Consider the following 24,048-nt stretch of genomic DNA (forward strand, 5'->3'; position numbering starts at 1 on the left):
GTGAACCGGTGGTCGCATCGGACAGGGAATGCGGTGGTGCTCGCCGCGGCGGTGCTGTGGGGTACCGCCGGGACGACCGCCTCGCTGGAGGACATCGCCCCGCCAGCCGCGCAGGCTGCGGCGTGGAGAGGCGTGCTCGGTGCGGCCGCGCTGCTCCTGGCCACGGTGGCGGCGGGCCAGCTCCGGGCGCTCACGGCGATGATGCGCGGGCCACGACGTTCGTGGCTGGTGTGCGCGGCCGTCGCCGTCGCGCTCTTCCAGGTCGCGTTCTTCACGGCCGTCCACCTGACCGGTGTCGCCCTGGGCACGGTCGTCGCCCTGGGCTCTGCCCCGATCGTCGGCGGGATCGTCCGCGCGCTCACCACGGGGCGACCGCCCAGTCCGCGTTGGGCCTTCGCCACGACGCTCGCCGTCGCCGGCGTGGCGTTGCTCCTGCTCCCGACCGGCGAACGCGCAGCCGATCCGCTCGGCATCGCCCTCGCCGCGGTCGCCGGCGCCGCGTTCGCGGGTTACACGCTCGTGCTGCAACGCCACCGAGCGCTCGGCGATCGCTTGCTGCCCACCACCGCTGCGGCGTTCGGAGGATCCGCGGTCCTGCTCAGCCCCCTGATCGCGTTCGGCGATCACGGCTGGCTCGAGTCGCCAGCCGGGGTGGGCGTCGCGCTGTGGCTCGGGCTGGTCACGGCGGGCCTCGCCTACGCGCTCTACGCCGCCGGGCTGCGCACCGTGCCCGCACCGCGGGCTCTCACGATGACCCTGGCCGAGCCCGTCACCGCCGTGCTGCTGGGGCTGCTGCTGCTCGGTGAGCCGCTCACGCCCACCGGCCTGGCGGGGCTGCTGCTCGTCAGTGGCGGCCTCGCCGCGGCGGTCCGTCCCCCGTCGCGGTGGCGCACCAGCGATCCCCCGCCCCCACAGGGGTCGGAGCCGGTCTCCCCCGCGAGTCGGAGCCCGGAACCTCGAGGTGGGGAGCGCGGCTGAGTCGAAGACCCCCCTGCCAGCAGAGGTCACCCACACCAGCGACAACCACCGTGTGGTGCCAGCACGCACCGCACCCGAATCAACGAACACGAGGTGGTTGTCATGGTTGTCGCGCCCCCCACACCCACGTCCCCGATCGCCCGGCCCGCGTGGGCCGCCGCCCGTTTCGGTGCCGCGCTTGCGGTCAGCGTGGTCGCGTTCGCCGGCCTGCTGGCCGGCGCGGCCGGGGCAGCCGGGGCGTCCGGCGCCGCCGCGGCGCAGGCGGCCGGCGACGGCGCCAGCGCCGCTGGCGAGGTCGATCCCGCGACGCTGGCCGAGCGCGTGGCGCAGCGCATCGAACCCGACCTGGGCGAGCACGTCGCCGGCGCGAGCGTCGCCGTCGTCGCCCAGGACGAGCTCGTGCTCGCCGAGGGGTACGGCGACGCCGACACCGATGCCGGGGTCCCCGTGACCGCGGACGAGCCCGCCTTCCAGGTGGGCTCGACCTCCAAGCCCGTCACGTGGACCGCGGTCATGCAGGGAGTCGAGGACGGCGCGCTCGACCTCGACGTCGACGTCGCGACGTACCTCGAGGACTCCGCGGTCGAGATCGACGAGACCTTCGACGAGCCGATCACCCTGCGCCACCTGGCCACTCACACCGCGGGTTTCGACGATCCCGCGAACCCGGGCGCGGTCGACGACGCCGACGAGCTGGTCGAACTGGAGCAGGCACTCGCCGAGGCAGCGCCCGAACGGGTTCGTCCTCCCGGCGAGACGGTGGCGTACTCGAACTACGGCACGGCGCTGGCCGGGCACGTCGTCGCGGAGGCGTACGACACGACGTTCGAGGCGTACGTGCAGGACGAGGTCCTGGGGCCGCTCGACATGGACCGCACCACGTTCGAGCAGCCGGTGCCGGACGAGGACCCGTCGCGGCTCGCAGCCCCGCACGAAGGGTTCGGCGACGACCTCGCCCCGATCGAGCGCAGCTAGGTCAACTGGCACCCGGCGGGCTCGATGAGCGCGCCGGCGACGGACATGGCACGGTTCATGCGGGCCCACCTGGGTGACGGCTCGGTCGACGGCGAGCGCATCCTCGAACCGGGGACGCTGGACCGGATGCACGCGGTCCACGAGGAGCGCCACCCCGCGGTGACGGGCTGGCGGTTCGGCTTCATGGAGGACCCTCGCGTCGACGTCGAGGCTTTCGGCCACGGGGGCGCCACGCTCCACGAGACCACCGAGTTCCTGCTGGTTCCGGACCACGAGCTCGGCATCTTCGTCACGTACAACGTCCGCAGCGGCGAGGCGAACCCGGGGGACGTCGTCGAGGAGTTCCTCGACCTCTACGGGCTCCACGCGCCCGATGGCACCGAGGACGTGCCGACCGAGGCCGAGGCCGGCGAGCGCGCCGAGACCGTCTCGGGCGAGTACGCCGGTCACGCGATGCCCGATCACGGCCCCGCGCAACTACTCGGCCTGCTGGGCCGGCTCACCCTCACCACCGAGGGCGACGGCCGGCTGGTGAGCAACTCGCCGATGGGTCCCGACCGTGAATGGGTCGAGGTGGGGCCGTACGTGTACGAGGAGGTCGGCGGACCGGACGTGCTCGCCGCTGAGGCGAACGACGGGCAGGTCGCCGCGGTGCACCTCTCGAGCGCGACCCCGGACACCTTCGCGCCCGTCACCGGGCCCGACCGGTTCCCGGTCGTTGCCGTCGCGCTGGGCCTACCGCTCGCCGCCTTCGCGCTCTCGCTCATAGCCTGGGCGGGTGTCGGGGTCGGGCGGGCGTGGCGCCGCCGGCGCACCGTCCAGGAGCGTGGCGAGCAGTCCGGCCAACCGACCGGCGTCCGTGCCGCACGGCTGGCCGCCGCCGGGCTCTCGATCGCCGGGGTCGCCTTCGCCGGGTTGTTCGCCACCGGCTTCGTCGCCGGCGGAGGCGACCTCGCGTTCATCACCGAGCCCCTGCCGCTGCGGCTGGCATACCTCGCACCGTACGTCGTCGCGATCCTCGCCCTGGCGACGGTCGCCGGTGCCGGGTACGCGTGGCGGCACCGAGCCTGGTCGCGACCCGTCAGGGTGCACCAGACCGCGTTGGCGGTCCTGGGACTCGCGTTCACCTGGCAGCTCGGAACGCACGGCTTCCTCGGCCTCTGACCCGCCGCGACGCCTTCCCCCGGCGCCGCGACCTCGACGGTCAGCGGTCCGGGGCCCGCCGCTACGGCTGTGCGTCGGCGATGGCGCGCAGGATGCGCTGCTCGGAGACACGCTGACGAGTGCCGAGCTGTTGCGCGAAGAGGCTCACGCGCAGCTCCTCGATCATCCAGCGGATCTCGGTCACCTCGTGCCCGGCGTCGGGGCCGAGGCGGCGCAGCAGGTCCACGTAGGCCTGCTGCACCTCGGCGATCCTGCTTTGGCGCTCACGATCGCGGGCCGGATCCTGTCGTGCCTTCTCGAGGCGCAACGCGACAGCGTGCGCATACCGGGCGAGATCGGACAGTCGGCGTGCGCCGGTCGCGGTGACGAATCCGGGATGGACGAGCCGGTCGAGCTGCGCCCGCGCATCCTCCTGGGTGTGCTGCGGCGCCCGTCCGGCCGAAAGTTGCTGCTCGGCCTCCCCCACGCGGGTGACCACCTCGCGCACGCCGCCGAGCACGTCGCGCACCTCGTCGACGAGGCCGGCCCGCACCGCGTCACGGAGCTTCCCGAACCCTTCCGCGTCCCACGCCGGACCACCGTGCGCGGCCATGAGCGCGTCGATCGCGGCGCAGGCGGCGTCGTCGAGAAGCGCGGCGACGTCGTCGTGCGGCGCACGGGTCAGGGCGAGCTTGGTCTCGCGGTCGAGGTGGCGGTCGACCGTCTTGGCGGGCAAGGGGATGGACCGACGCAACAACCGGCGAGTGCCCTCCCAGTGGTGGCGCGCTTGCTCGCCCTCGGACAACCACACCCGCACGCCGGCCGTCTCGCCCTCGTCCACCAGCGCGGGATAACCGGTGACGACCGCGCCGCGCCCCGCCACCTCGACGGTTCCGGGGAGCGCCCCGATCTCCCAGTCGGTGAGCCCGGAGCGCTCCAGCTCGCCGGAGGACCGCGCGACGACCTCACGCAGGTCGGGCGCCAGCTCCCGCTGCAACGCGGCGAGGTCACGGCCCTCGGCGACGGTTCGTTCGCCGTCGACGACGCGAAAGTTCACGCGCAGGTGGTCGGGCAGCCGGTCGAGGTCGAAGGCGTCGCGCGGCACGTCCACACCCGTGAGGTGCTCGACCTCCCGGGCGAGGACCGCGGTGATCGGCTCCGCGGCGGGCTGCAGCCGGGCCAGCACCGCACCCACGAGGTCCGCGATCGGCGGGAGCTCGCGGCGCACGCCTTTGGGCAGCCCCCGCAGCAGCGTGTCGACCAGTTCGGCGCGCAAGCCCGGCACCTGCCAGGTGAACGGTGCGGGGTGCAACTCGCTGAGCGCGGCCAGCGGGACGTGGACGGTCACGCCGTCGTCGGGCGCGCCGGGCTCGAACCGGTAGGAGATCGTGAACCGGTGGTCGCGGTAGGGCCAGTGATCGGGGTACTGGCCGGCAGCGACCTCCGCGGCCGCACCCTCGTAGAGGAGCTCGCGGGTGAACGTCAAGAGGTCGGGTTGCTCGGCGCGGGCGTCCTTCCACCACGCGTCGAAGTCGGCAACCGTCGCGACGTCATCGGGCACGCGGGCGTCGTAGAAGGCGTGGAGCGTGTCCTGCCCCGCGATCAGGTCGCGGCGGCGGGCGCGGTCCTCGAGCTCGCTGGCCTCCTCGAGCAGCCGCCGGTTCTCGGCGAAGAACGCGTGGTGGGTCTCCCACTCGCCCTCGACCAGCGCGTGCTGGATGAACAGCTCGCGCGCCTTGCGCCGGTCGATGCGCGCGTAGGTGGCGAGACGCTGCTCGACGAGCGGGACCCCGTAGAGCGTGACCCGCTCGTACGCGACCGCGGCACCCCGTTCGCGGTCCCACCACGGCTCGGAGTGACTCCGCGCGACGAGATGGCCGCCGAGCTCCTCGGCCCACTCCGGCTCGATCCGCGCGACCACCCGCGCCCACAGCCGCGAGGTCTCGACGAGTTCCCCGGCCATCACGTAGGTCGGCGGGGACTTCGCGACCGCCGAGCCGGGCCAGATCGCGAAGCGCGTGTTGCGGGGCCCCTGGTACTCGCGCGCCTCGCGCTGGCGCACCCCGATCTGGCCGAGCAGCCCCGAGAGGAGCGCTCGGTGCACCTGCCCGGGGTCGGCGGGCGAGTCGTTCCACGCGAGGTCCTGCTCGCGCACGAGCTCGCGCAGCTGCGCGTGCAGGTCGAACCACTCGCGCACCCGCAGGTGGTGCAGGAACTCCTCGCGGCACCGGCGACGGAACCGGTTGCCGGACAGCGCGCGTCGTTGCTCGCGCAGGTACTCCCACAGGTTCACAAAGCCCGCGAAGTCCGACGTCTCGTCGGCGAACCGGCCGTGGTAGCCGTCGGCCTCCTGGCGCCGCTTCTCGGGGCGTTGACGCGGATCCTGGAGCGACAGGGCCGCAACGAGGACCAGGACCTCCCGCACGCAGCCGCGACGGTCGGCCTCGACGAGCATCCGGCCGAGCCGGGGATCGACCGGCAGCCGCGCGAGCGTCCGACCGATCGGGGTGAGGCGCCGCGGCCCGGTCTCGCCCTCGGCCTCCGCGTCGGCGGTCCGCTCGACGGCGCCGAGCTCGGCGAGCAGTTGCTCCGCCGCCCGTACGCGTCGCTGGTCGGGCGGGTCGAGGAACGGGAAGTCCTCGACCTCGCCCAGCCCGAGCGCGGTCATCTGCAGGATCACCGAGGCGAGGTTGGTGCGCTGGACCTCGGGGTCGGTGAACTCGGGGCGCGCCTCGAAGTCCTCCTCGGCGTAGAGCCGGATGCAGATCCCCGGACCGAGGCGGCCACAGCGGCCGGCGCGCTGGCGGGCGCTGGCCTGGCTGACCTTCTCGATCGGCAGGCGCTGCACCTTCGTGCGCGGGTTGTAGCGGCTGACCCGCGCGGTCCCGGGGTCGATGACCGCGCGGATGCCCGGCACGGTGAGGCTCGTCTCCGCGACGTTGGTGGCCAGCACGATGCGACGCTGGCCCCCGGGGTGGAACACCCGCTGCTGCTCTCCCGGCGTCTGTCGCGCGTACAACGGCAGGATCTCGGTGCCCGGCAGCTGCTTGCCCTCGAGCATCTCGGCGGTCTCGCGGATGTCGCGCTCACCGGGCAGGAACACGAGGATGTCGCCGCGCGTCTCCGCCACGAGCTCGTCGACCGCGGCGCCGATCCCGGTCAGCTGATCCTGGTCCTCGTCGTCGTCCTCCTCGGCCTCCAAGGGTCGGTAGCGCACCTCGACCGGGTAGGTGCGCCCGGAGACCTCGACGGTCGGTGCACCGTCGAAGTGCTCGCTGAACCGCTCGACGTCGATCGTCGCGGAGGTGATGATCACCTTGAGGTCGGGACGGCGCGGTAGCAGCTGCTTCACGTAGCCGAGCAGGAAGTCGACGTTGAGGCTGCGCTCGTGCGCCTCGTCGATGATCAGCGTGTCGTAGGCGCGCAACGCGGGATCGCCCTGCGTCTCGGCGAGCAGGATCCCATCGGTCATCACCTTGAGCAGCGTGTCGTCCCGCGAGCGGTCGGTGAACCGCACCTGGTAGCCGACCTCGTCACCCACCTCGACCGCGAGTTCCTCGGCGACGCGGGCCGCGACGGTGCGGGCCGCGAGCCGCCGTGGCTGGGTGTGCCCCACCTTGCCGCGGACGCCGCGGCCGAGGTCGAGGCACAGCTTCGGCAGCTGCGTGGTCTTGCCCGAGCCGGTCTCGCCCGCGACGACCACGACCTGGTGCTCCCGGAGTGCCTCGGCGATCTCGTCGCGAGCCTGGCTGACCGGGAGCTCCTCGGGGTAGGAGATCTCGGGAACCGACGCGCGGCGCCGGGCGACGCGATCCTCGGCCTCGGCGATCTCGGTGGCGACCTCGTCGAGGGCGCGGTCCCGGCCCTCGGACCTGCGCCGCGCCCGTTCGAGTCGACGCCCCAGGCGCCGCTCGTCGCGCAGCATCAGGCCGGACAGCCGCCGGCGGAGCTCCTTCGGGGATGAGGGCATGACGGTCTCAGGGTAGGGCGACGCACGATGCTGGACGTACGGCCTATCGTTGCCGGCGACCCCACAACGTCCTTGCCAGGCCGCAGGAGGTGCGCGACGTGCCAACCCCCACGCACGGCTCGACCGACGACGTCGTCGGCAACCCCGACCCCGACCACGTCGCCGCGATCGCCGAGGAGCTCGAGGCCGACGGCATCGCCGGCGTCACGATCGCCTGGGCCGACAACAACGGGATCCCCCGCTCCCGCACGGTGCCAGTGCACCGGCTACCCGACGCCGCTCGGCGGGGCATCGGGATCACCACGCTGTTCGCGGTGTTCGACACCCACGACGTCATCACCTTCGACCACGAGGGGCTCCCCAACGCGAGCGGTGACGTGCGGCTGATCCCGCTCGTCGACCGGCTGAGCCGCCTGGCGGGGCAGCCGCGCTTCGCCTGGGCTCCCGGGCGCCAGGTCACCGCTGACGGAACACCCTGGGCGACGACCAACGCGGCGCGCTCGAATGTCAGGTGGGCAAAGCCGCGCAGCGGGGCCTGCACCTGCACGTCCGCTACGAGCTCGAGTTCTACCTCGGGCGCCACCCCGGGATCGAGGACGAACTCACCCCGCCCGAGCCCGTCCAGGACGATCCCGGCCGCTGGAGCGACGAGGACCGCGAGCGCCACGGCATCCAGCACCTGCCCTCGTCCCTCGGGGAGCAGGCGGCCGCGCTGGATGCCTCCCCGCGAGTGCGGGAGGCGCTCGGCGACGCGTTGCTCGGCTCGTTCCTCGCCACCCGCCGGTCCGACGCGGCCTGGGCGGCCGATCGCCCACTCGACGAGACGATCGCGGCGCACCGCTGGAGGTACTGACCGGAGGTGACGCGGTGACGATGCTCCTGCCGGGGAGCCAACCCCTGCTCGCTCTCCACCACGCTGCGCTGCCGCAGCGCGACGAGTTGTGCGGCGCGTTCTGGGGGTCGCTGGCGCTCGCCGCCGCGGGCGTGGCCGAGGTCGACCAGCAGGCCGTTGCGGCCGCCGCGGGCACACGGCGCTCCGCCGACCCTCGTGCCTCCCTCCCACCCGGGGAGATCGGGCGGGCGATCACCGATCCCGCGATCGCCCGCGCGGCCTCCCCCGACGAGGCCGGCACGTCGGCCAGCGGGCTCGCCCGCGCGATCGAGTTCCACGGCGCCGGTGCGGTGGCGACGGTGCCCGCGTCCGGCACGTGGACGGCCGAGGCGGTCACCGAGCTGTTGGAGGACCTCTCCGCCTGGCGGTCGCCGGTCACGGCGATCGCCAACATCCGCACCGGGCTTCTCTGGGGCTCCCGCCCCCCGATCAGGCACCTGCTCGGCTACCTCGACACGGGCACCGCCGAGCCGGTGGGACCCGAGTGGGACGTGGGCCACTTCGTCGCGCTGGTCGGCCTCATCCCCGGCGACGGCGGGCGTCTGGTCCTCGTCGCCGACACGTATCGCTCGCTCGGAGCGGACGCCGTGCACGCCCAGCCGGTGGAACGCGTCGCCGAGGCACTCGCACGGGAGGGCTGGGCACCCGGCGGGCTGCTCCTGGTGGTCGCCGCCGACGCCCGCGACGACGCCGAGGAGACCGTCCGGCGAGCGGGCCTCAGCCCGGATCTGTGGGACAACGGCACGCCCGATCCCCACGCCCGCAACCCGGTGACAGGTGAGCGAGGCGTGGCCACCTAGGCGTGCCGTGACCGCAGTCGGCGATAGCGGCGGATCAGGGCGTTCGTCGAGCTGTCGTGAGCGAGCTCGGGCTCCGCGGCCCGCTGCAACTCCGGCGAGATCCGGTTGGCGAGGGCCTTGCCGAGCTCGACACCCCACTGGTCGAAGGAGTTGATGTCCCACACCACGCCCTGGGTGAACACCTTGTGCTCGTAGGCCGCGATCAGCTGGCCGAGGACGTGCGGGGTGAGCTGCGGCACGAGCAGCGTGCTCGACGGCACGTTCCCCGGGAACGCGCGGTGGGGCACGAGCTCGTCGGGCACTCCCTCGGCTGACACGGCCGGCGCCGGCTTGCCGAACGCGAGCGCCTCGCCCTGGGCGAAGAGGTTCGCGGTCAGCAGGTCGTGGTGCACGTCGAGCTCGTGGGTGGGACGGCACGTCCCGATGAAGTCGCACGGGACGATCCGCGTGCCCTGGTGCAGGAGCTGGAAGAACGCGTGCTGGCCGTTCGTACCCGGCTCACCCCACACGACGGGCCCGGTGTGGTAGTCGACGGCCTCCCCCTCCCGCGTGACGCGCTTGCCGTTCGACTCCATGTCGAGCTGCTGCAGGAAGGCGGGGAAGCGCACCAACTCCTCGTTGTACGGCAGGATCGCGTGGGTCGGAGCGTCGAAGAGGTTCACGTACCACACGCCGATCAGCCCCATGAGCGCCGGAAGGTTCTCCGTGAGCGGCGCGCTCGCGAAGTGCTCGTCGATCACGCGGTAGCCGGCCAGGAACTCGTCGAACCGCTCCGGGCCGATCGCGATCATGAGCGGCAGGCCGATCGCCGACGGCAACGAGTACCGACCCCCGACCCACTCCCAGAACTCGAACATGTTCGCCGGATCGATCCCGAACGCCTCGACCTTCTCCGTGGCGGTCGACACCGCCGCGAAGTGGTACGCGACCGCGGCCTCGTCCCCGAGGGCCGCCACGAGCCAGTCGCGCGCGCTCGCCGCATTGGTGAGCGTCTCCAGCGTCGTGAACGTCTTCGACGCGACGATGAACAGGGTCTCTGCAGGGTCGAGATCCGCGAGGGCATGGGCGAGGTCCGCCCCGTCGATGTTCGACACGAAGCGGACGTCGAGGGCGGGATGGCAGTAGCTGCGCAACGCGCGCGTCGCCATGGCGGGACCGAGGTCGCTGCCGCCGATCCCGATGTTCACGACCGTGCGCACCGGCCTGCCGGTGTACCCGGTCCACTTCCCTGACCGCACCGCCTCGGCGAACGCGCGCATCCGGTCGAGGACCTCGTGCACCGCCGGAACGACGTTCTCGCCGTCGAGGGTGACCACCGCGTCACGCGGCGCGCGCAGCGCGGTGTGCAGGACGGCGCGGTCCTCGGTCGTGTTGATCCGGTCGCCGCCCATCATCGCCGCCGCCCGCCCGAGCAGGTCGACCCGTGCGCCGAGGTCGGTGAGCCGCTCGATCGTCTCGGACGTGAGGCGATGCTTCGAGTAGTCGAGGTAGAGGTCGCCGGCCTCGACGACCAGTCGTTCCCCCCGGTCCGGATCGCTGGCGAACAGGTCGCGCAGGTGCGTGTCCGCAAGCTCATGGTGGTGCGCCGCGAGGGCCTCCCACTCCGCGGTCTGGGTCAGGTGGACCGACGACTCCACAGCTGCTCCTTGACGTCACGGGGATCCCGGCACTCCAGCATCGCGCGAGGTGCGCACTGACGCGAGCCACCCCGCAGTCCGCCCCCTACCGGCGGTCGGCGAGCTCGTTGATGTAGCCGCCGCGCGCCAGCATCCCGACCTGGCGCTCCGACAGGCGGTGGGTCAGGGTGATCGGCTCGTCGTCGACCGTGGCGGTTACGTCCTTGCCGGCGCGGAGCTGTGCGATCACGTCCTCGATGCGCAACACCGAGCCTTGCACGATCCGGTCGTAGTCGGCGGCATCGTCGAACTCCAGCCCGAGGACGCCGAAGTTCGGCAGGTTCTGCCAGTGGATGCGCGCGATGGACTTCGCGACGACGAGCCGTAGGCCCAGGTAGCGGGGCGCGATCACCGCGTGCTCGCGGCTGGATCCCTGACCGTAGGTCTCGCCGCCGACGATGGCGTGGTCACCGGTCTCACGCGCCCGCTGGTGATACGTCTCGTCGAGCACCTCGAAGCAGAACTCGCTGATCTTGGGGATGTTCGACCGGTACGGCAGCACGCGCTGGCCCGCCGGCAGGATCTCGTCGGTCGAGACGTTGTCACCCACCTTCAGCAGCACCGGCACCTCGAGCGTGTCGGGCAGCGCGTCGAACTCCGGCAGCGGCACGATGTTGTCGCTGCGGACCAGCTCGACCCGTCGCGCCTCCTCCAGGGGCAGGGGCGGCTCCAGCATCTGGGAGTTGACGATGTAGTCCCCGGGATCGGGGTCGCGGTAGCGCGGATAGGTGATCCCGAACCGGTCGGGCAAGTCACGAGGGTCGGTGATCTCGCCGGTCAGGGCCGACGCGACCGCGGTCTCGGGCGAGACCAGGTACACGGCGTCCTCCCGCGTGCCCGAACGCCCCGGGAAGTTGCGCGGGGTCGTGCGCAGGCTCGGCATCCCGGTCGCCGGCGCCTGGCCCATCCCGATGCACCCGTTGCAGCCGGCCTGATGCAACCGGGCGCCGGCGTGCAACAGCGGCATCAGCAGGTCCATCGCACCCAGATTCTCGAGCATCTGCCGCGACGTCGGGTTGACGTCGAACGACACGCTCGGGTCGGTGCGCAGCCCCTTGACGACCATCGCCGGCACCGCGAAGTCGCGCAGTCCAGGGTTGGCCGACGACCCGATGTACGCCTGATAGATGGGGGCACCCGCGGCCTCACGCACCCCCACCACGTTGCCCGGCGAGGACGGCAGGGCCACGAGCGGCTCGAGCCGGCCGAGATCGATCTCCTCGTGGACGTCGTACGTGGCGCCGTCGTCGGCCTCGAGCGGCCGGAAGTCCTGGGGACGCTGCTCCAGGGTCAGGTACCGGCGCACCTCGTCGTCGGCCGGGAAGACGGTCGTGGTCGCCCCGAGCTCGGCGCCCATGTTCGCGATGACGTGGCGATCCATCGCCGACAACCCGGCCAGCCCCGGGCCGTAGTACTCGATCACTCGGCCCTGACCGCCCTTCACGTCGTGGCGACGCAGCAGCTCGAGGATCACGTCCTTCGCCGACACCCACTCGGGCAGCTCACCGCTGAGGCGCACCCCCCAGACCTCGGGCATTTGGACGTGGAACGGCTCGCCGGCCATCGCGGCCGCGACCGCCAGCCCGCCGGCGCCGATGGCGAGCATCCCGATCGCCCCGGCGGCGCACGTGTGGCTGTCCGAACCGAGCATCGTCGCACCGGGACGCCCGAACCGCTCCTGGTGCACCGGATGGCTGACCCCGTTGCCGGGCGGCGAGAACCACAGGCCGAAGCGCCGGGACGCCGACTCCAGGAAACGGTGGTCGTCGGGGTTGCGCTGGTCGGTCTGCAGGAGGTTGTGGTCAACGTACTGCGCGGACAGCTCGGTCTGGACGCGGTCGAGGCCCATCGCCTCGAGCTCCAGCATGACCATCGTCCCGGTCGCGTCCTGCGTGAGGGTCTGGTCGATCGAGACGCCGATCTCGGCTCCGGGAGTGAGCTCACCCTCGACGAGGTGCTCGGCGATGAGCTTCTGGGTCACGTTGCGGGGTGTGCCGGTATCCGACATGCCGCCCTCCACGGTCGCGAAACGGGGTTGGGTGCGAGCGCGCGATCCCCCTGGGGGATTTCCGTCCTCGCCCTGCCGTAATCGCCCCGCCCTCGTCCTGCCGCAATGCCCCGTCCTCGCCGTGCCGCAACGCCGCGGTATCCCGGCGCTGTCCCGGTATCGAGGTTTCGCCGCCCTTCGCCCATGCCGGGCCGCTGGTTAACGTCACTGGACGTGCGCGCGGGCCTACGGCTCGCGATCCGGGACCGCGTCAAGGGAGAGACCATGCAGGCACCTGGCCACACGACCACCAGCCAACGTCACGGACCCACGCTGCTGGCCTTCGGCGTGATCGCAGGGGCGCTCGCGCTGATGATCGCGGGCCTCGTCGCCACCGCACCCGAGGCGCGAGCGGACGAGACGTTCGAGGTCGATACCACCGACGACACGAGCACCTGCGACGACGACGAGTGCAGCCTGCGCGGTGCCATCCTCGAGGCCAACGACTCGCCGGACGACGCCGCGACGATCGTCCTCGAGGACGAGACGTATCCGCTGACGCTGGCCGCCGGCGTCGACTCGGGCGAGTACGGAGACCTCGAGATCGCGAGCGACATCACCGTCCAAGGCGCTGGCCAGGACGAGACTGTCATCGACGCGAACCCCCTCGGCCAGCAGTACCGGGTGTTCACCGTCCACCACGGTGCCGATCTGAGCCTGGACGGCGTTCAGGTCACGAACGGGGGCACTGCAAACGATGGCGGGGGGACCCTGGTCCACGGCGACGCGTCCCTCACCCTCGAAGACTCTCGGGTGACCGGCAACATGGCCGGCGGCAACGGTGGAGGTATCGCAGTGGCCGCCCCCAGCCCCGCTCCCGAGATGACCATCAGCGAGGACAGCCTGGTCGACGAGAACGAGGCCGAGGGTCTCGGAGGTGGGATCGCACTCCAGGCTCTGGAGGGCGGGATCTCCGCCTCGATCTCCAACAGCACGATCAGCGACAACTCCGCGGAGGCCGGCGGCGGGATCGCGCTGCTCGGACTCGGGGACCTCTCCCCGGAGTTGAGCCTCGACGGAACCGTCCTGGAGGACAACGAGGCCAGCGGCCCCGGCGGCGCCGTCACCAACGGTGTCCGGCACGACGGAGGACTCGAACCCGGCGGGCACATCGACGTCAGCAACTCGGCCTTCCGCGGCAACAGCGCGACGGGCGGCTTCGCCAGCGGGGGCGCGATCGCCAGCTTCACGCCGGAGGACCAGGAGTCCCGGACCGTGGAGATCGCGCACTCCGTCTTCGCCGACAACAGCAGCAGCGGGGCTGGCGGCGCGTTGGCGCAGAACGGCGGGCAGTTGAGTCTCCTGAACACCACGGTGAGCGGCAACAGCACCGACCAGCACGCGGCCGCGATCGCCAATCAAGGATCCGATGACGCGGCCGGGTCGACTCTCGACCTCACACACGTGACGATCGCCGACAACGTCCTGGAACACGGCGAGCCAGTGGCCGGGGTCATCGCCAATGCCGAGGGAGAGCAGGTATCGCTCCTGGCGACGATCATCGCGGACAACGAGGCGACAGGCGGTGTCAACGCCCCCAACTGTGTCGGGGACATCACCTCCCTGGGCGACAACCTCGAGGACGCGGACACCTGCGACCTCGGCGAGACGGGCGACCTCACCGACACCGACCCGGACCTCGACGACCTCGCGTTGAACGCGCCCGGTGACACCGAGACCCACGCGCTGCCCTCCGACAGCCCCGCCGTCGAGCACATGGATGGCTGCGGTGCCACCGACGACCAGCGGGGGGTGAGCCGTCCGCAGGGGGCCGCGTGCGACATCGGCGCGTACGAGCGGGAGGTCGCCGACCCCGAGGTCGGCCTCGGCGTCGACAAATCCGCACCCAACCAGGTGCTGGTCGGCGACGAGTTCGACTACGAGATCGAGGTCACCAACGAGGGCGACGTGACCGCGGAGGGCGCCACGCTCACCGACACCCTGCCCGCCCAGGTGGCGTTCGAGTCGGTGGACCCGTCGGGCGACTGCAGCGAGGCCGGCGGCGAGGTCACCTGCGACCTCGGCGACCTGTCACCGGGCGAGAGCACGACGGTGACGATCACCGTGACCGCGGAGACCCAGACCTCGTCGGCCACGAACGAAGCCATCGCCGACAGTGACACCACCGACCCGGCGCAGGACAGCGAGGACGTGTGGATCGGCTTCACGACCCCGTGCCCCGCGGACGATTTCCCGACCGGCACGGACCGGATCGCGGGTGATGACCGGTTCGACACCGCGATCGAGACGAGCGAGGAGTGCTACGACGACGGAGAGGCCAGCGCGGTCGTGCTGACGCGGGCGGACATCTTCCCCGACGCCCTGTCGGGCACCCCGCTCGCGGTGCAGGAGGACGCCCCGCTGCTGTTCAGCATGCCCGAGCGGTTGCACGCGGGCACCGCGGCCGAGCTCGAGCGCGTGCTCCCCGCGGGTAACAACGTCTATCTCCTCGGGCAGACCGCCGCCCTCAGCGAGGAGGTCGAGGAGCGCGTCGAGGAGCTGGGCTACAACGCGATCCGGATCGGCGGCGCCGACCGCTACGAGACCGCTACAGAGATCGTCGAGCACGGCCTCAACGACCCAGGGGCGCTGCTGCTCGCCACCGGCGTGGACTTTCCCGACCCGCTGGCCGGGGCGACGGGTGAGGCCATCGACGGCGGGGTGCTGCTGACCCGTGGCGAGCGGATGGCCGACGACACCCAGGATTACCTGGACAGCCGCACGGACGACCCGGACGTCTACGCGATGGGTGGGCCGGCAGCCGAGGCCGCGCCCGACGCGACTCCGATCGTCGGGGCCGACCGATACGAGACGGCGATCGACGTGGCCGAGGAGTTCTTCAGCTCGCCCGAGTCCGTGGGAATCGCCACCGGCGGGGACTTCGCGGACGCCCTGTCGGGCGGCGTGCAGCTGGGCAAGCTCGGTGGCCCGATGCTGCTCGTCCGGCAGGACGCGCTGCCGCCGGTCGTCGAGACCTACCTCGAGGATCGCGCCGACGACATCGAGCGAGCGTTGATCTTCGGCGGGCCCGCCGCGGTGAGCAGCGACGTCGAGCAGGCGGTGGAGGACGCGATCGATCCCTGAGGGCCAAGGGGCACCGTGACTCGGGCGGGCTGTGCACGAGCCCGCCCGGGTGACGGCGGGTGGGCCGTACGATCCCCGTCATGGGGTGGCGCGACTATGACCATGAACGGGCCGCGGCGTTCGACCTCGAGCGAGCCGCACCCGACGAGCACCTCGTCGAGGTTCGCGATCGGGTGACTGCAGAGCTCGCCCGTGGGCCCCGCGGCCCAATCCTCGACCTCGGAGCGGGGACCGGGCTCTGGTGCGAGCGGATCGTTCGCTGGACTGGGGCGCACGTGGTCGCCGTCGAACCGTCCACGGCAATGCTCGATGTGCTCGCACGCAAGGAGCTCGCGGCGGTCGACGCGGTCCAGGCCGTGGCGGAAGCGCTCCCCCTCAGTGATGCGAGCTGCGCGGCGGCGTGGCTGTCGACGGTCGTGCACCAGTTCCGTGATCTCGTGGCCGGCGCACGCGAGACCGCTCGCGTCCTGGCTCCCGAGGGGGTCGCGCTGGTGCGCACGAGCTTCTCATCGCGGATGGGTTACACGGACCAGTACCCGGCGCGGTTCTTCCCTTCCTCGGCACGGAGGGCGGCCGCGTTCCCCGAGCTCAAGGAGGTACGCGACGCTTTCGAGCTCGCCGGACTGGAGCTCGCCTGGTACTGCCGACCCCGCGAGACCACCGCGTCGAACCGGCTCGCGTTCGTCGAGCGCGCCCGCCAACGAGCGGACTCGCTCCTGCACTCCATCCCCGACGACGAGTTCGCCGCAGGCATCGAAGCGATGCGCGAGTGGGCCGCGGCGGCACCGGACGAGCCGGTCTTCTTCGAACCCGACCTGCTCGCGTTCACCGCACGCGATCGCAGCTGACGCGGCAGCGGGGACCCGAGAGCCCGTCAGATCGGCGGCGGAACCACGATGCGGCGACCGTCCGGACCCGTCCACGCGACCTCACCCGTGGTCGGGTCGGGTCTCGCGTCCCACCCGTCTCGCGTGATCAGCTGGTGGTGCGCACGACACAGGGGCAGCGTGGCGTTCAGGTCCGTCTCGCCGCCCTCGTCCCAGGGGTCCACGTGATGGGCGTCGGTCCACGCCATCGGGCGGTCGCAGTCGGGCCCGCGGCAGTGCCGGTGGATGCCGGTGAGCACGGTGCGCAGCCACCCGGGTAACGTCCTCTGGCTACGGCCCACGCTGACGGCCTTCCACGGCCCCATGGTCAGCACCGCGCGCACAGTGGCCTCGCGAACGAGCAGCCGCGCCGTTGCCGCGTCGAGCGAAGCGCCGGATCCGAACCGCGCAGCCGGCGGCGGCAGCAAAGGGGTGCCGTCCGGTCGGCAGGGTCGGGCAGCGTGGGCGGGCGCAACGGCCGTGGGTTCAGCGTGGCCGTGTTCGCCGGTCCCGACGGAGTGCGCCTCGTCGGCCCCGTCGTCTGCTGCCGTGGTGGCTTCGGTCGTGGCCACCCCGCCCTCGTCCCCGGCCGTGGCCAGGGCACCTCCCACGAGATCCTCGGGATCGACGCCGATCAACCGCGCAATGTCGGCCAGGGAGTGCCCCGCGATCGGATGCTGGGGATCGAGACCGAGCAGGGTCGCGAGGTCGATCGTGACGAGAACGTGTGGGCGGGCACGCTGCACCTGCGGGAGGTCGGGCACTCCGAGCGCGTGAGCGATGAGTGCCGCGAACGCGTCGTGCCGCCGCTGGGCGGGGGTGCGCCGCTGTTCGGCGGAGGTCTCGACGGGGTCGGGCTCGTCGAACGCACCGAGGAGTGCCTGCAGCCCCTCTCTCGTGACGGGGTCCAGCGTTCCCTGGAGGTCGCCGAGCCCGTCGACGATGCTGGCGAGGAACAGCTCCCGGCGCGGATCGTCGCGTCGGTCCTGCTCGTCCGGGTCCTCGCCGCCCTTGTCCGCACCGTCACGGTCGGCGAGCTCGATGATGCGCTTGACGGCCTGACGCACGTCCGTGGGCGGGTTGGTGGCCGCCAGCTCCGACAGCGCCTCCTCGCAGGCCGCAACGGCCTCGAAGCGCCGCGGCGTGGCGGCGTCGGTCACGACCATCAGGTGGGCGAGGGTGATCTCGCCGCGCTCGAGCTGGGCCCGCATCCGCGGTAGCTCCGGCGCGCGCGAGGCCGCACGGAGCATTCGTCGGGACCGGGCGTCGTCGACCCGCGTGCGGCTGCGCCACCAGGAGGCGGCCGTCACCGCCCCGTCGTCGCGGTGGATCTCGCGACGGTCGAACGCCTCCAGGAGTCCCAGCCGAGCCCCATCCAGTCGGTTCGACAGACGCTGGGTCTCGACCGTCGCGTGGGCGAGATCGTCCGCGGGCTCAACCTCGGGGTCGACCGCCGCCAGGGCGTCGAGCGCCGCATCGAGGTGCTCGAGGGCGGGCTCCAACGCGCCGGGACCGGACGACGGCGACGGCGTCTCCGCAGCTTCCAGCCCGGGGTCGTACCCCGAGGGGCGCTCCCACGCGACGCCCGCGTGCGGCAGCGGGCTCTGCCCCCGCACTCTCGCCCGGTTCCCCGCCGGACCACCACCCATCTCGAACATCTGATCGATAGGATACCACGCATCCATGCCTTTCCAAGTTATTTCCACATACACGAACCCGTGGCATGGCTACTGTTATGACTGCATACACGGGGTCGTCTACCGACTGGACTCCAGGCAGCACCGCGAGGACGGTTCGCTCGACGCTCCCCCGAGCTCGGGAGTCCCTGGGCACCCCGTCGCATCCGACGAAAGTCACGCGCCCTCGCCCCTGCACTGATGACTGACATTCCAGTTGACTGTTCAGTGGGGTGGCTGCTACACGTACCATCATGGGCACAGCAGCACTCGACACGCTGCGGCGGGAGCTCGCCGGCGAGCACCCGCCCGAGGGCGGGCGTGCCATGCTCCACAGCGACGAGGCGTTCAGGCGTCTGCTCAGCTGCATCGTCACGCTGGAATACGAGCCCGGTGAACTCCTGACCGAGCGGCAGATCGCCGCCGATCTCCAACTCACCAGGGAGCCACTCCGGCGCGCCGTCACGCTGCTTTCCGCCCTGGGCCTCGTCGAGCCGCTCGCCCGCAAGGGCATCCGAGTGGCGGGCATCAACGCGCTCGACGTCTCAACCGTCTACGACGCACGCTTGGCGATCGAGACCCAGGCCGCGCGCTTCGCGGCGATCCGTTCGGCCCGTCACGAGGCGAAGGTGTTGTGGGAGCACTCCGCGCCGGACGCGGAGGGCGACGGTGGCGGGGAGGAGCCGCAGAACGCGATGGCCCGTCGGTTCCTCGAGCACGACCAGGCGCTGCATCTGGCCATTGCCGCCCTGGGCCGGAACCCGTTCCTGGAGGACGCGCTCACCCGGCTGCTGCCGGCCAGCGCACGCCTCTGGCACTGGGTCTACCGAGAGCTGGGACCCGACACCCAGATGATGTTCTCGCACGACGATCTCGTGGAGGCGGTCACCGCGGGGGACCCCGACCGCGCGCAGGAAGCCGTCGAGGCTCACCTCGCGCAGTCGCAGCGGGTCCTCACCGAGGTGCTCACGAGCCGGATCCAAGGTGGACGACGCTGACCCGCACGAGCCTGCCGCGACTGAAGGGAAACAAATGAGTATCGCACACAGATCCGCCCTGCTCGCATTGCTGCTGTCCTCGTTGCTCCTCGCTCTCGCCGCATGCGAGGCGGAGGAGGCCGCCGACGACCCCGACGACGAGACCGACGAGGAAGCCCCCGACGAGGAGGCCGACGAGGCCGAGGCCGAGGAAGCCCCCGACGAGGAGGCCGACGTCCGGCTCGGGGCCATGTTCCCCCAGTCGGGCGACCTCGCGTTCGAGGCGACCGAGGCGCTGCAGGGCGTCGAAGTCGCCGTGGAGCTGTTCAACGAGGACGGCGGGCTCGACGGGACCCCCGTGGAGCTCGTCGATGCGGACGCCCCGGATCCAGAGGCCGGCACCTCGGCGGTGCGGCAGCTGGTCGAGGAGGACGACGTCGACGTCATCGTCGGGACCTACTCGAGCGCCATCGCGAGCGCCGCCGTGCCGGCGGCCCAGCGGCTCGACACGCCCTACCTCGAGACCACGGCCTTCGCCGCGAGCCTCACGGAGGGCCCGGAGAACATCCTGCGCACCACGATCTCGTCCCGTGACCTCGGGGGCTACGCCGCCGAGTTCATCGGCTCGGGCCTCGCCGACGAGCTCGGCGTGAGCCCGGACGACATGAACGTCGCGATGGTCTACACCGACGACGAGTTCGGCACGTCCATCGCCGATGCCGCGCTCGACGTCCTCGAGGGGGAGGCCCCGGAGGTCGTCGTCGAGGAGAGCTACGACGCCGGCACGATCTCGGACTTCTCCTCCACGCTGCTGCAGATCGACGAGAACGACGTCGACGCGGTCGTCCACGTGTCGCAGATCTCGGACGGCATCCTGTTCTGGCGCCAGGCCCAGGAGCTGGACGTGGAGATCCCCGCCGCGATCGGCGCCGGCGGTGGCTATGGCCAGACGGACTTCGCCGAGCCCCTCGGGGAGGCGTCCGACGGAATCTTCAACATCGTGCCGCCGACCTCGGGGTCGATCGACACCGAGGCGCTCAACGACGAGACGGTCGAGCTGCTCGAGCGGATGCAGGAGAAGCTCGAGGAGGAGGGCTACGACCAGGGCGTGTACACGGACTGGGGGTTCATGGGCACCTGGGTGTTCCTGAACGAGATCCTGCCGAACGCGGCTTCCACGAGCTCGGAGGATCTGCGTGAGGCGGCCGAGCAGGTCGATGTCGCGCCCGAGGACTCCATCACCGGGTTCGGGTTCGAGTTCGCCGGCGACGACCACGAGACGCCGGGGCAGAACCTGCGCGCCGAGCCGGTGGTCCAGCAGTGGCAGGACCAGGAGCTCGCCGTGGTGTTCCCCGAGGAGTTCGCGGTGGCCGACTTCATCAACGTGCCGCTGCCGCCCCCTGCCGAGCGCGACGAGATCGAGGAGCCCGAGGACGAGGAGTGACCGAGCGCCGCGGCGCGGCTCCGGCCGCCCCGCGGCGACGGCACGACCCCTCCCTCTGGCCTCCGACCGGGGTGACCCCGGACTCCCCCCTCCGGGGTCGCCCCGCCACCACCCCACCGAGAAGGATCCCAGGTGGACCTTGTCCTGCAGATCGTGACCTCAGGCCTGCTCACGGGCGGCATCTACGCGTTGTTGGCCGTCGGGCTGACCCTGATCTTCGGTGTCCTGCGCGTCGTGAATTTCGCTCACGGCGAGTTCATGATGCTCGGCATGTACGGGGCGTTCTGGATGTGGGCCCTGTGGGACCTCGACCCGTACGTGTCGGTCTTCGCCGTCGTGCCTGCGGTGTTCGCACTCGGGTTGCTCACCGACCGGCTCATCATCCGCCACACGATCGGCGCACCCGAGGTCACCGTGGTCTTCGCCACCCTCGGGCTGTCGATCTTCCTGCAGAACTTCGCCCTCACGGTCTGGTCGGCGGACACGCGCTCGGTGACCACCGGCTACACCGGCACCGCCTTCTCGCTCGGCGAGGTGCGGGCCAGCGTCCCTCTCGTCGTGTCCTTCGTCGTCGCCCTCGGCCTCGCCCTGGCGCTCTGGGCGCTCCTCACCTACACCCGCTTCGGCAAGTCCATCCAGGCCGTGGCGCAGAACCGCGACGCGGCCGCGCTCATGGGCATCAACGTGGGACGCGTCTACATGCTCACCTACGCGATCGCCGTCGCGGGCGCCGGCGCGATGGGCGCCCTCGCCATGCCGGTGTTCTCCGCCTTCCCGCGGGTCGGGCTGTCCTTCGTGATCACCGCGTTCGTGATCGTCGTCCTCGGGGGCCTCGGCAGTGTAGTAGGCGCGGTGGTCGCCGCACTTCTGATCGGCGTGGTGCAGTCGGTCGTCGGGTTCCTCATCGGCGCCGCCTGGGCGGAGATCGCCTACTTCCTCGTGTTCATCGCCGTCCTCGTGCTGCGTCCGCAGGGCCTGCTCGGCCGGCGGGGCGCCGAGGTCTACCAAGGGGCCTAGATGTCATCGGAGACGACCTCCACCTCCCCGCCCAGCGACCACCCGGACCCCGCCGCGGGAACCGGTCCGGGCAGGGTGCGCCAGGGGGGCATGCTCATCGGCGGGCTCGTCGTCATCGCCGTGCTGCTGGTCTTCCCGCATCTGCTCCCGAGCGGCTACTGGGTGGACCTCGCGATCCAGGTGCTCATCTGGGGAGCCCTCGCGAGCGCCTGGAACATCGCGGCGGGGTACGCCGGAGGACTGTCGCTCGGCCACGCGGCCTTCCTCGGCGTCGGCGCGTACACCTCCACCCTGCTGTTCCTCGAGTTCGACATCTCACCCTGGCTCGGCCTGTTCGCCGGCGCAGGCCTCGCGGCCCTGCTCGGCCTCGTGCTCGGGGCGATCACGTTCCGGCTTCGCGGGCCGTTCTTCGTGCTGGCGACACTCGCGTTCGGGTTCGTGGTCCACATCTTGGCGGTGAACCTGCGGGAGATCACTCGCGGCGCCGCCGGCCTCGTCGTCCCGTTCGACGGGGGCTGGGAGAACATGCTGTTCGCCTCCCTCGAGGCGTATTGGTACCTCGGGCTCGGACTCGTGGGGCTCGTGGTCGGCGTCACCCTCTGGCTGGAGCGCGTCCGCTTCGGTTACTACCTCGTCGCCATCCGTGAGGACGAGGACGCGGCCCGCTCCGTCGGCGTCCGCGTGGTGCGGTGGAAGCTGGTGGCCGCCGCGCTCTCCGCCGCGCTCACCGCGGTGGCCGGGACGGTGTACGCCCAGTTCGTGCAGTACATCGACCCGGACAGCACCACCCAGTTCGAGCTCTCGGTGCAGATCGCGCTGGTCGCGATCGTCGGAGGGATGGGCACCGCGTGGGGGCCGATGCTCGGAGCGGTGATCGTCATCCCTCTCGGCGAGATCCTCCGGGCCCAGCTCGGCGGCGGGCCGTCCCTCATGGTCTACGGCCTGCTGCTCGTCGTGATCGTGGTGCTCGCGCCGCGGGGAGCGCTGCCCTGGCTCCAGGCGACGGGACGACGGCTCGCCCGGCGACGGGGGGCCCGGTGATGCTCAGCGTCTCGGAGGTGACGGTCGACTTCACGGGGTTGCGTGCCGTCGATCACGTGAGCTTCGAGGTCGCGGAGGGCGAGATCCTCGGCCTCATCGGACCCAACGGGGCCGGGAAAACCACGACGTTCAACGTCGTCTCGGGCCTCGTCCGCCCCACGAGCGGCGTGATCACGTTCCGCGGTGAGGACATCGCGCGACTCGGTCCCGCCGACCGCAGCCGCCGGGGGATCGGGCGGACCTTCCAGATCGTGAAGCCCTTCGGCAACCTGTCCGTGTTGGACAACGTGGTCGTCGCGGCGCTGACGCGCGGGCAGCGAGTCCCGACTGCCCGCGACGTGGCGGGCGATGCCCTTCGCACCCTGGGGCTCGAGGAGTTCGCGCACAGCTACGCCCGTGGTCTCCCGCTCGCGCTCCGCAAGCGCCTCGAGCTCGCCCGCGCACTCGCCACGGACGCGCGCCTGCTTCTCCTCGACGAGATCATGGGTGGGCTCACCCCCACCGAGGTGAACGGCACGCTTGACATCCTTCGGCGTCTCAACGGGGAGGGGCTCACGTTCCTCATCATCGAGCACAACATGAAGGCGATCATGCAGCTCGCCGACCGGATCGTCGTGTTGAACCACGGCGCGAAGCTGGCCGAGGGAACCCCCAGGAGATCGCCCACCACCCGGACGTCGTCGCCGCCTACCTGGGCGAGCCGGCGGAGGACGCGACCGACGGCGGAGACACCGATGGCACTGCTTGAGGTCCAGGACATCGCGGTCCACTACGGTGACATGTGCGCGCTGTCGTCGGTCTCCCTGGCCGTCGAGGAGGGCGAGGCCGTCGCGGTGCTCGGCGCGAACGCGGCCGGGAAGACCACGCTGTTGCGGGCGATCTCGGGGCTGGTCCCGGTGACGGCCGGCGCGATCCGTTTCGACGGCGACGACATCACCGCTGACCCCCCACACGAGCGGGTGGAGCGCGGACTCGTCCAGGTGCCCGAGGGGCGCATGGTGTTCCCCTTCCTGAGCGTCCTGGACAACCTCCGGCTGGGTGCGCACGCGGCCCGCGCCCGCGACGGCGAAGCCGAGACCCTCGAACTGGCCTTGGAGCTGTTCCCGCGCCTGCGAGAGCGCCGGGAACAAATGGCCGGCTCGCTCTCCGGCGGCGAGCAGCAGATGCTCGCGCTCGCCCGAGCCCTCATGACGCGCCCCCGTCTCCTCATGCTCGACGAACCGTCGCTCGGCCTCGCCCCCCTTCTGGTCCGCGAGGTGATGGAGCGGGTGCAGGACATCCACCGCGAGGGCGTCACCGTCCTCATGGTCGAGCAGAACGTCGCGCAGACCCTGAAGCTCGTCGACCGCGGGTCGGTGCTCGAGAACGGGGTGGTCGCGATGAGCGGCTCCGCCGAGGAGCTCTCGGCGTCCGACGAGGTGCGGAGGGCGTACCTCGGCATATAACGATCCCGAGCAAGGAG

The 24,048-nt window shown here is 71.7% G+C and carries 14 protein-coding genes and 1 pseudogene; 11 read left to right on the top strand and 4 right to left on the bottom strand.

Annotation, left to right across the window (positions count from 1 at the left end; genetic code table 11):
• Positions 1 to 36: 36 nt before the first annotated feature.
• The gene (locus tag ER308_RS09545; protein ID WP_165491953.1) at positions 37 to 978 is read left to right on the top strand and encodes a DMT family transporter; all 942 of its coding nucleotides are present in this window, start codon (positions 37 to 39) and stop codon (positions 976 to 978) included.
• 102 nt (positions 979 to 1,080) lie between these two features.
• A pseudogene (locus ER308_RS22365) lies at positions 1,081 to 3,117 on the top strand (serine hydrolase domain-containing protein).
• Between the two features lie 61 nt (positions 3,118 to 3,178).
• Here ER308_RS22365 and hrpA read toward each other — a convergent pair.
• Positions 3,179 to 7,066 (bottom strand): ATP-dependent RNA helicase HrpA, encoded by a 3,888-nt coding sequence (hrpA, locus tag ER308_RS09560; RefSeq protein WP_131154771.1) that lies wholly within the window; start codon positions 7,064 to 7,066, stop codon positions 3,179 to 3,181.
• 511 nt (positions 7,067 to 7,577) lie between these two features.
• Between hrpA and ER308_RS09565 the strand changes: the two genes are divergently transcribed.
• Together ER308_RS09565 and ER308_RS09570 are read left to right on the top strand one after the other, a co-directional pair.
• On the top strand, positions 7,578 to 7,919 hold the full coding sequence (locus ER308_RS09565) for a glutamine synthetase (RefSeq protein WP_165491954.1): 342 nt from the start codon (positions 7,578 to 7,580) through the stop codon (positions 7,917 to 7,919).
• A gap of 20 nt (positions 7,920 to 7,939) precedes the next feature.
• A complete protein-coding gene (locus ER308_RS09570) occupies positions 7,940 to 8,758 on the top strand; it encodes a DUF6885 family protein (protein WP_338029796.1) in 819 nt (272 codons plus the stop codon).
• Here ER308_RS09570 and pgi read toward each other — a convergent pair.
• Together pgi and ER308_RS09580 are read right to left on the bottom strand one after the other, a co-directional pair.
• On the bottom strand, positions 8,755 to 10,395 hold the full coding sequence (gene pgi / locus ER308_RS09575) for a glucose-6-phosphate isomerase (RefSeq protein ID WP_131154774.1): 1,641 nt from the start codon (positions 10,393 to 10,395) through the stop codon (positions 8,755 to 8,757). The genes ER308_RS09570 and pgi overlap by 4 nt on opposite strands.
• Positions 10,396 to 10,480: 85 nt before the next feature.
• Positions 10,481 to 12,442 carry an aconitate hydratase gene (locus ER308_RS09580; protein ID WP_131154775.1) on the bottom strand — a complete coding sequence of 654 codons (1,962 nt, stop codon included), beginning with the start codon at positions 12,440 to 12,442 and terminating at the stop codon, positions 10,481 to 10,483.
• Positions 12,443 to 12,706: 264 nt separating this feature from the next.
• Between ER308_RS09580 and ER308_RS09585 the strand changes: the two genes are divergently transcribed.
• Complete coding sequence (locus ER308_RS09585; RefSeq protein WP_165491955.1) at positions 12,707 to 15,565, top strand: cell wall-binding repeat-containing protein; 2,859 nt, start codon at positions 12,707 to 12,709, stop codon at positions 15,563 to 15,565.
• Between the two features lie 80 nt (positions 15,566 to 15,645).
• Positions 15,646 to 16,413 carry a class I SAM-dependent methyltransferase gene (locus ER308_RS09590; RefSeq protein WP_131154777.1) on the top strand — a complete coding sequence of 256 codons (768 nt, stop codon included), beginning with the start codon at positions 15,646 to 15,648 and terminating at the stop codon, positions 16,411 to 16,413.
• Between the two features lie 26 nt (positions 16,414 to 16,439).
• On the opposite strand, the gene ER308_RS09595 is transcribed toward ER308_RS09590, so the two are convergent.
• Positions 16,440 to 18,089 (bottom strand): HNH endonuclease signature motif containing protein, encoded by a 1,650-nt coding sequence (locus tag ER308_RS09595; protein WP_165491956.1) that lies wholly within the window; start codon positions 18,087 to 18,089, stop codon positions 16,440 to 16,442.
• Positions 18,090 to 18,361: 272 nt separating this feature from the next.
• Here ER308_RS09595 and ER308_RS09600 point away from each other — a divergent pair, with 272 nt between their 5' ends.
• The 5 genes from ER308_RS09600 (at position 18,362) to ER308_RS23375 (ending at position 24,031) form a co-directional block, all read left to right on the top strand.
• Positions 18,362 to 19,105, top strand: coding sequence for a GntR family transcriptional regulator (locus tag ER308_RS09600; RefSeq protein WP_131154779.1), 744 nt, complete (start codon positions 18,362 to 18,364; stop codon positions 19,103 to 19,105).
• Between the two features lie 34 nt (positions 19,106 to 19,139).
• Positions 19,140 to 20,528: an ABC transporter substrate-binding protein gene (locus ER308_RS09605; protein WP_131154780.1), complete on the top strand. Its 1,389-nt coding sequence runs from the start codon at positions 19,140 to 19,142 to the stop codon at positions 20,526 to 20,528.
• Positions 20,529 to 20,660: 132 nt separating this feature from the next.
• Complete coding sequence (locus ER308_RS09610) at positions 20,661 to 21,545, top strand: branched-chain amino acid ABC transporter permease (RefSeq protein ID WP_131154781.1); 885 nt, start codon at positions 20,661 to 20,663, stop codon at positions 21,543 to 21,545.
• A complete protein-coding gene (locus tag ER308_RS09615) occupies positions 21,546 to 22,586 on the top strand; it encodes a branched-chain amino acid ABC transporter permease (RefSeq protein WP_131154782.1) in 1,041 nt (346 codons plus the stop codon).
• Positions 22,586 to 24,031, top strand: coding sequence for an ATP-binding cassette domain-containing protein (locus ER308_RS23375; RefSeq protein WP_131154783.1), 1,446 nt, complete (start codon positions 22,586 to 22,588; stop codon positions 24,029 to 24,031). Before ER308_RS09615 ends, ER308_RS23375 begins: the two co-directional genes overlap by 1 nt.
• The last annotated feature ends 17 nt before the right edge of the window (positions 24,032 to 24,048 follow it).

The sequence above is a fragment of the Egibacter rhizosphaerae genome, assembly GCF_004322855.1.
In the GTDB taxonomy this organism is placed as follows: domain Bacteria; phylum Actinomycetota; class Nitriliruptoria; order Euzebyales; family Egibacteraceae; genus Egibacter; species Egibacter rhizosphaerae.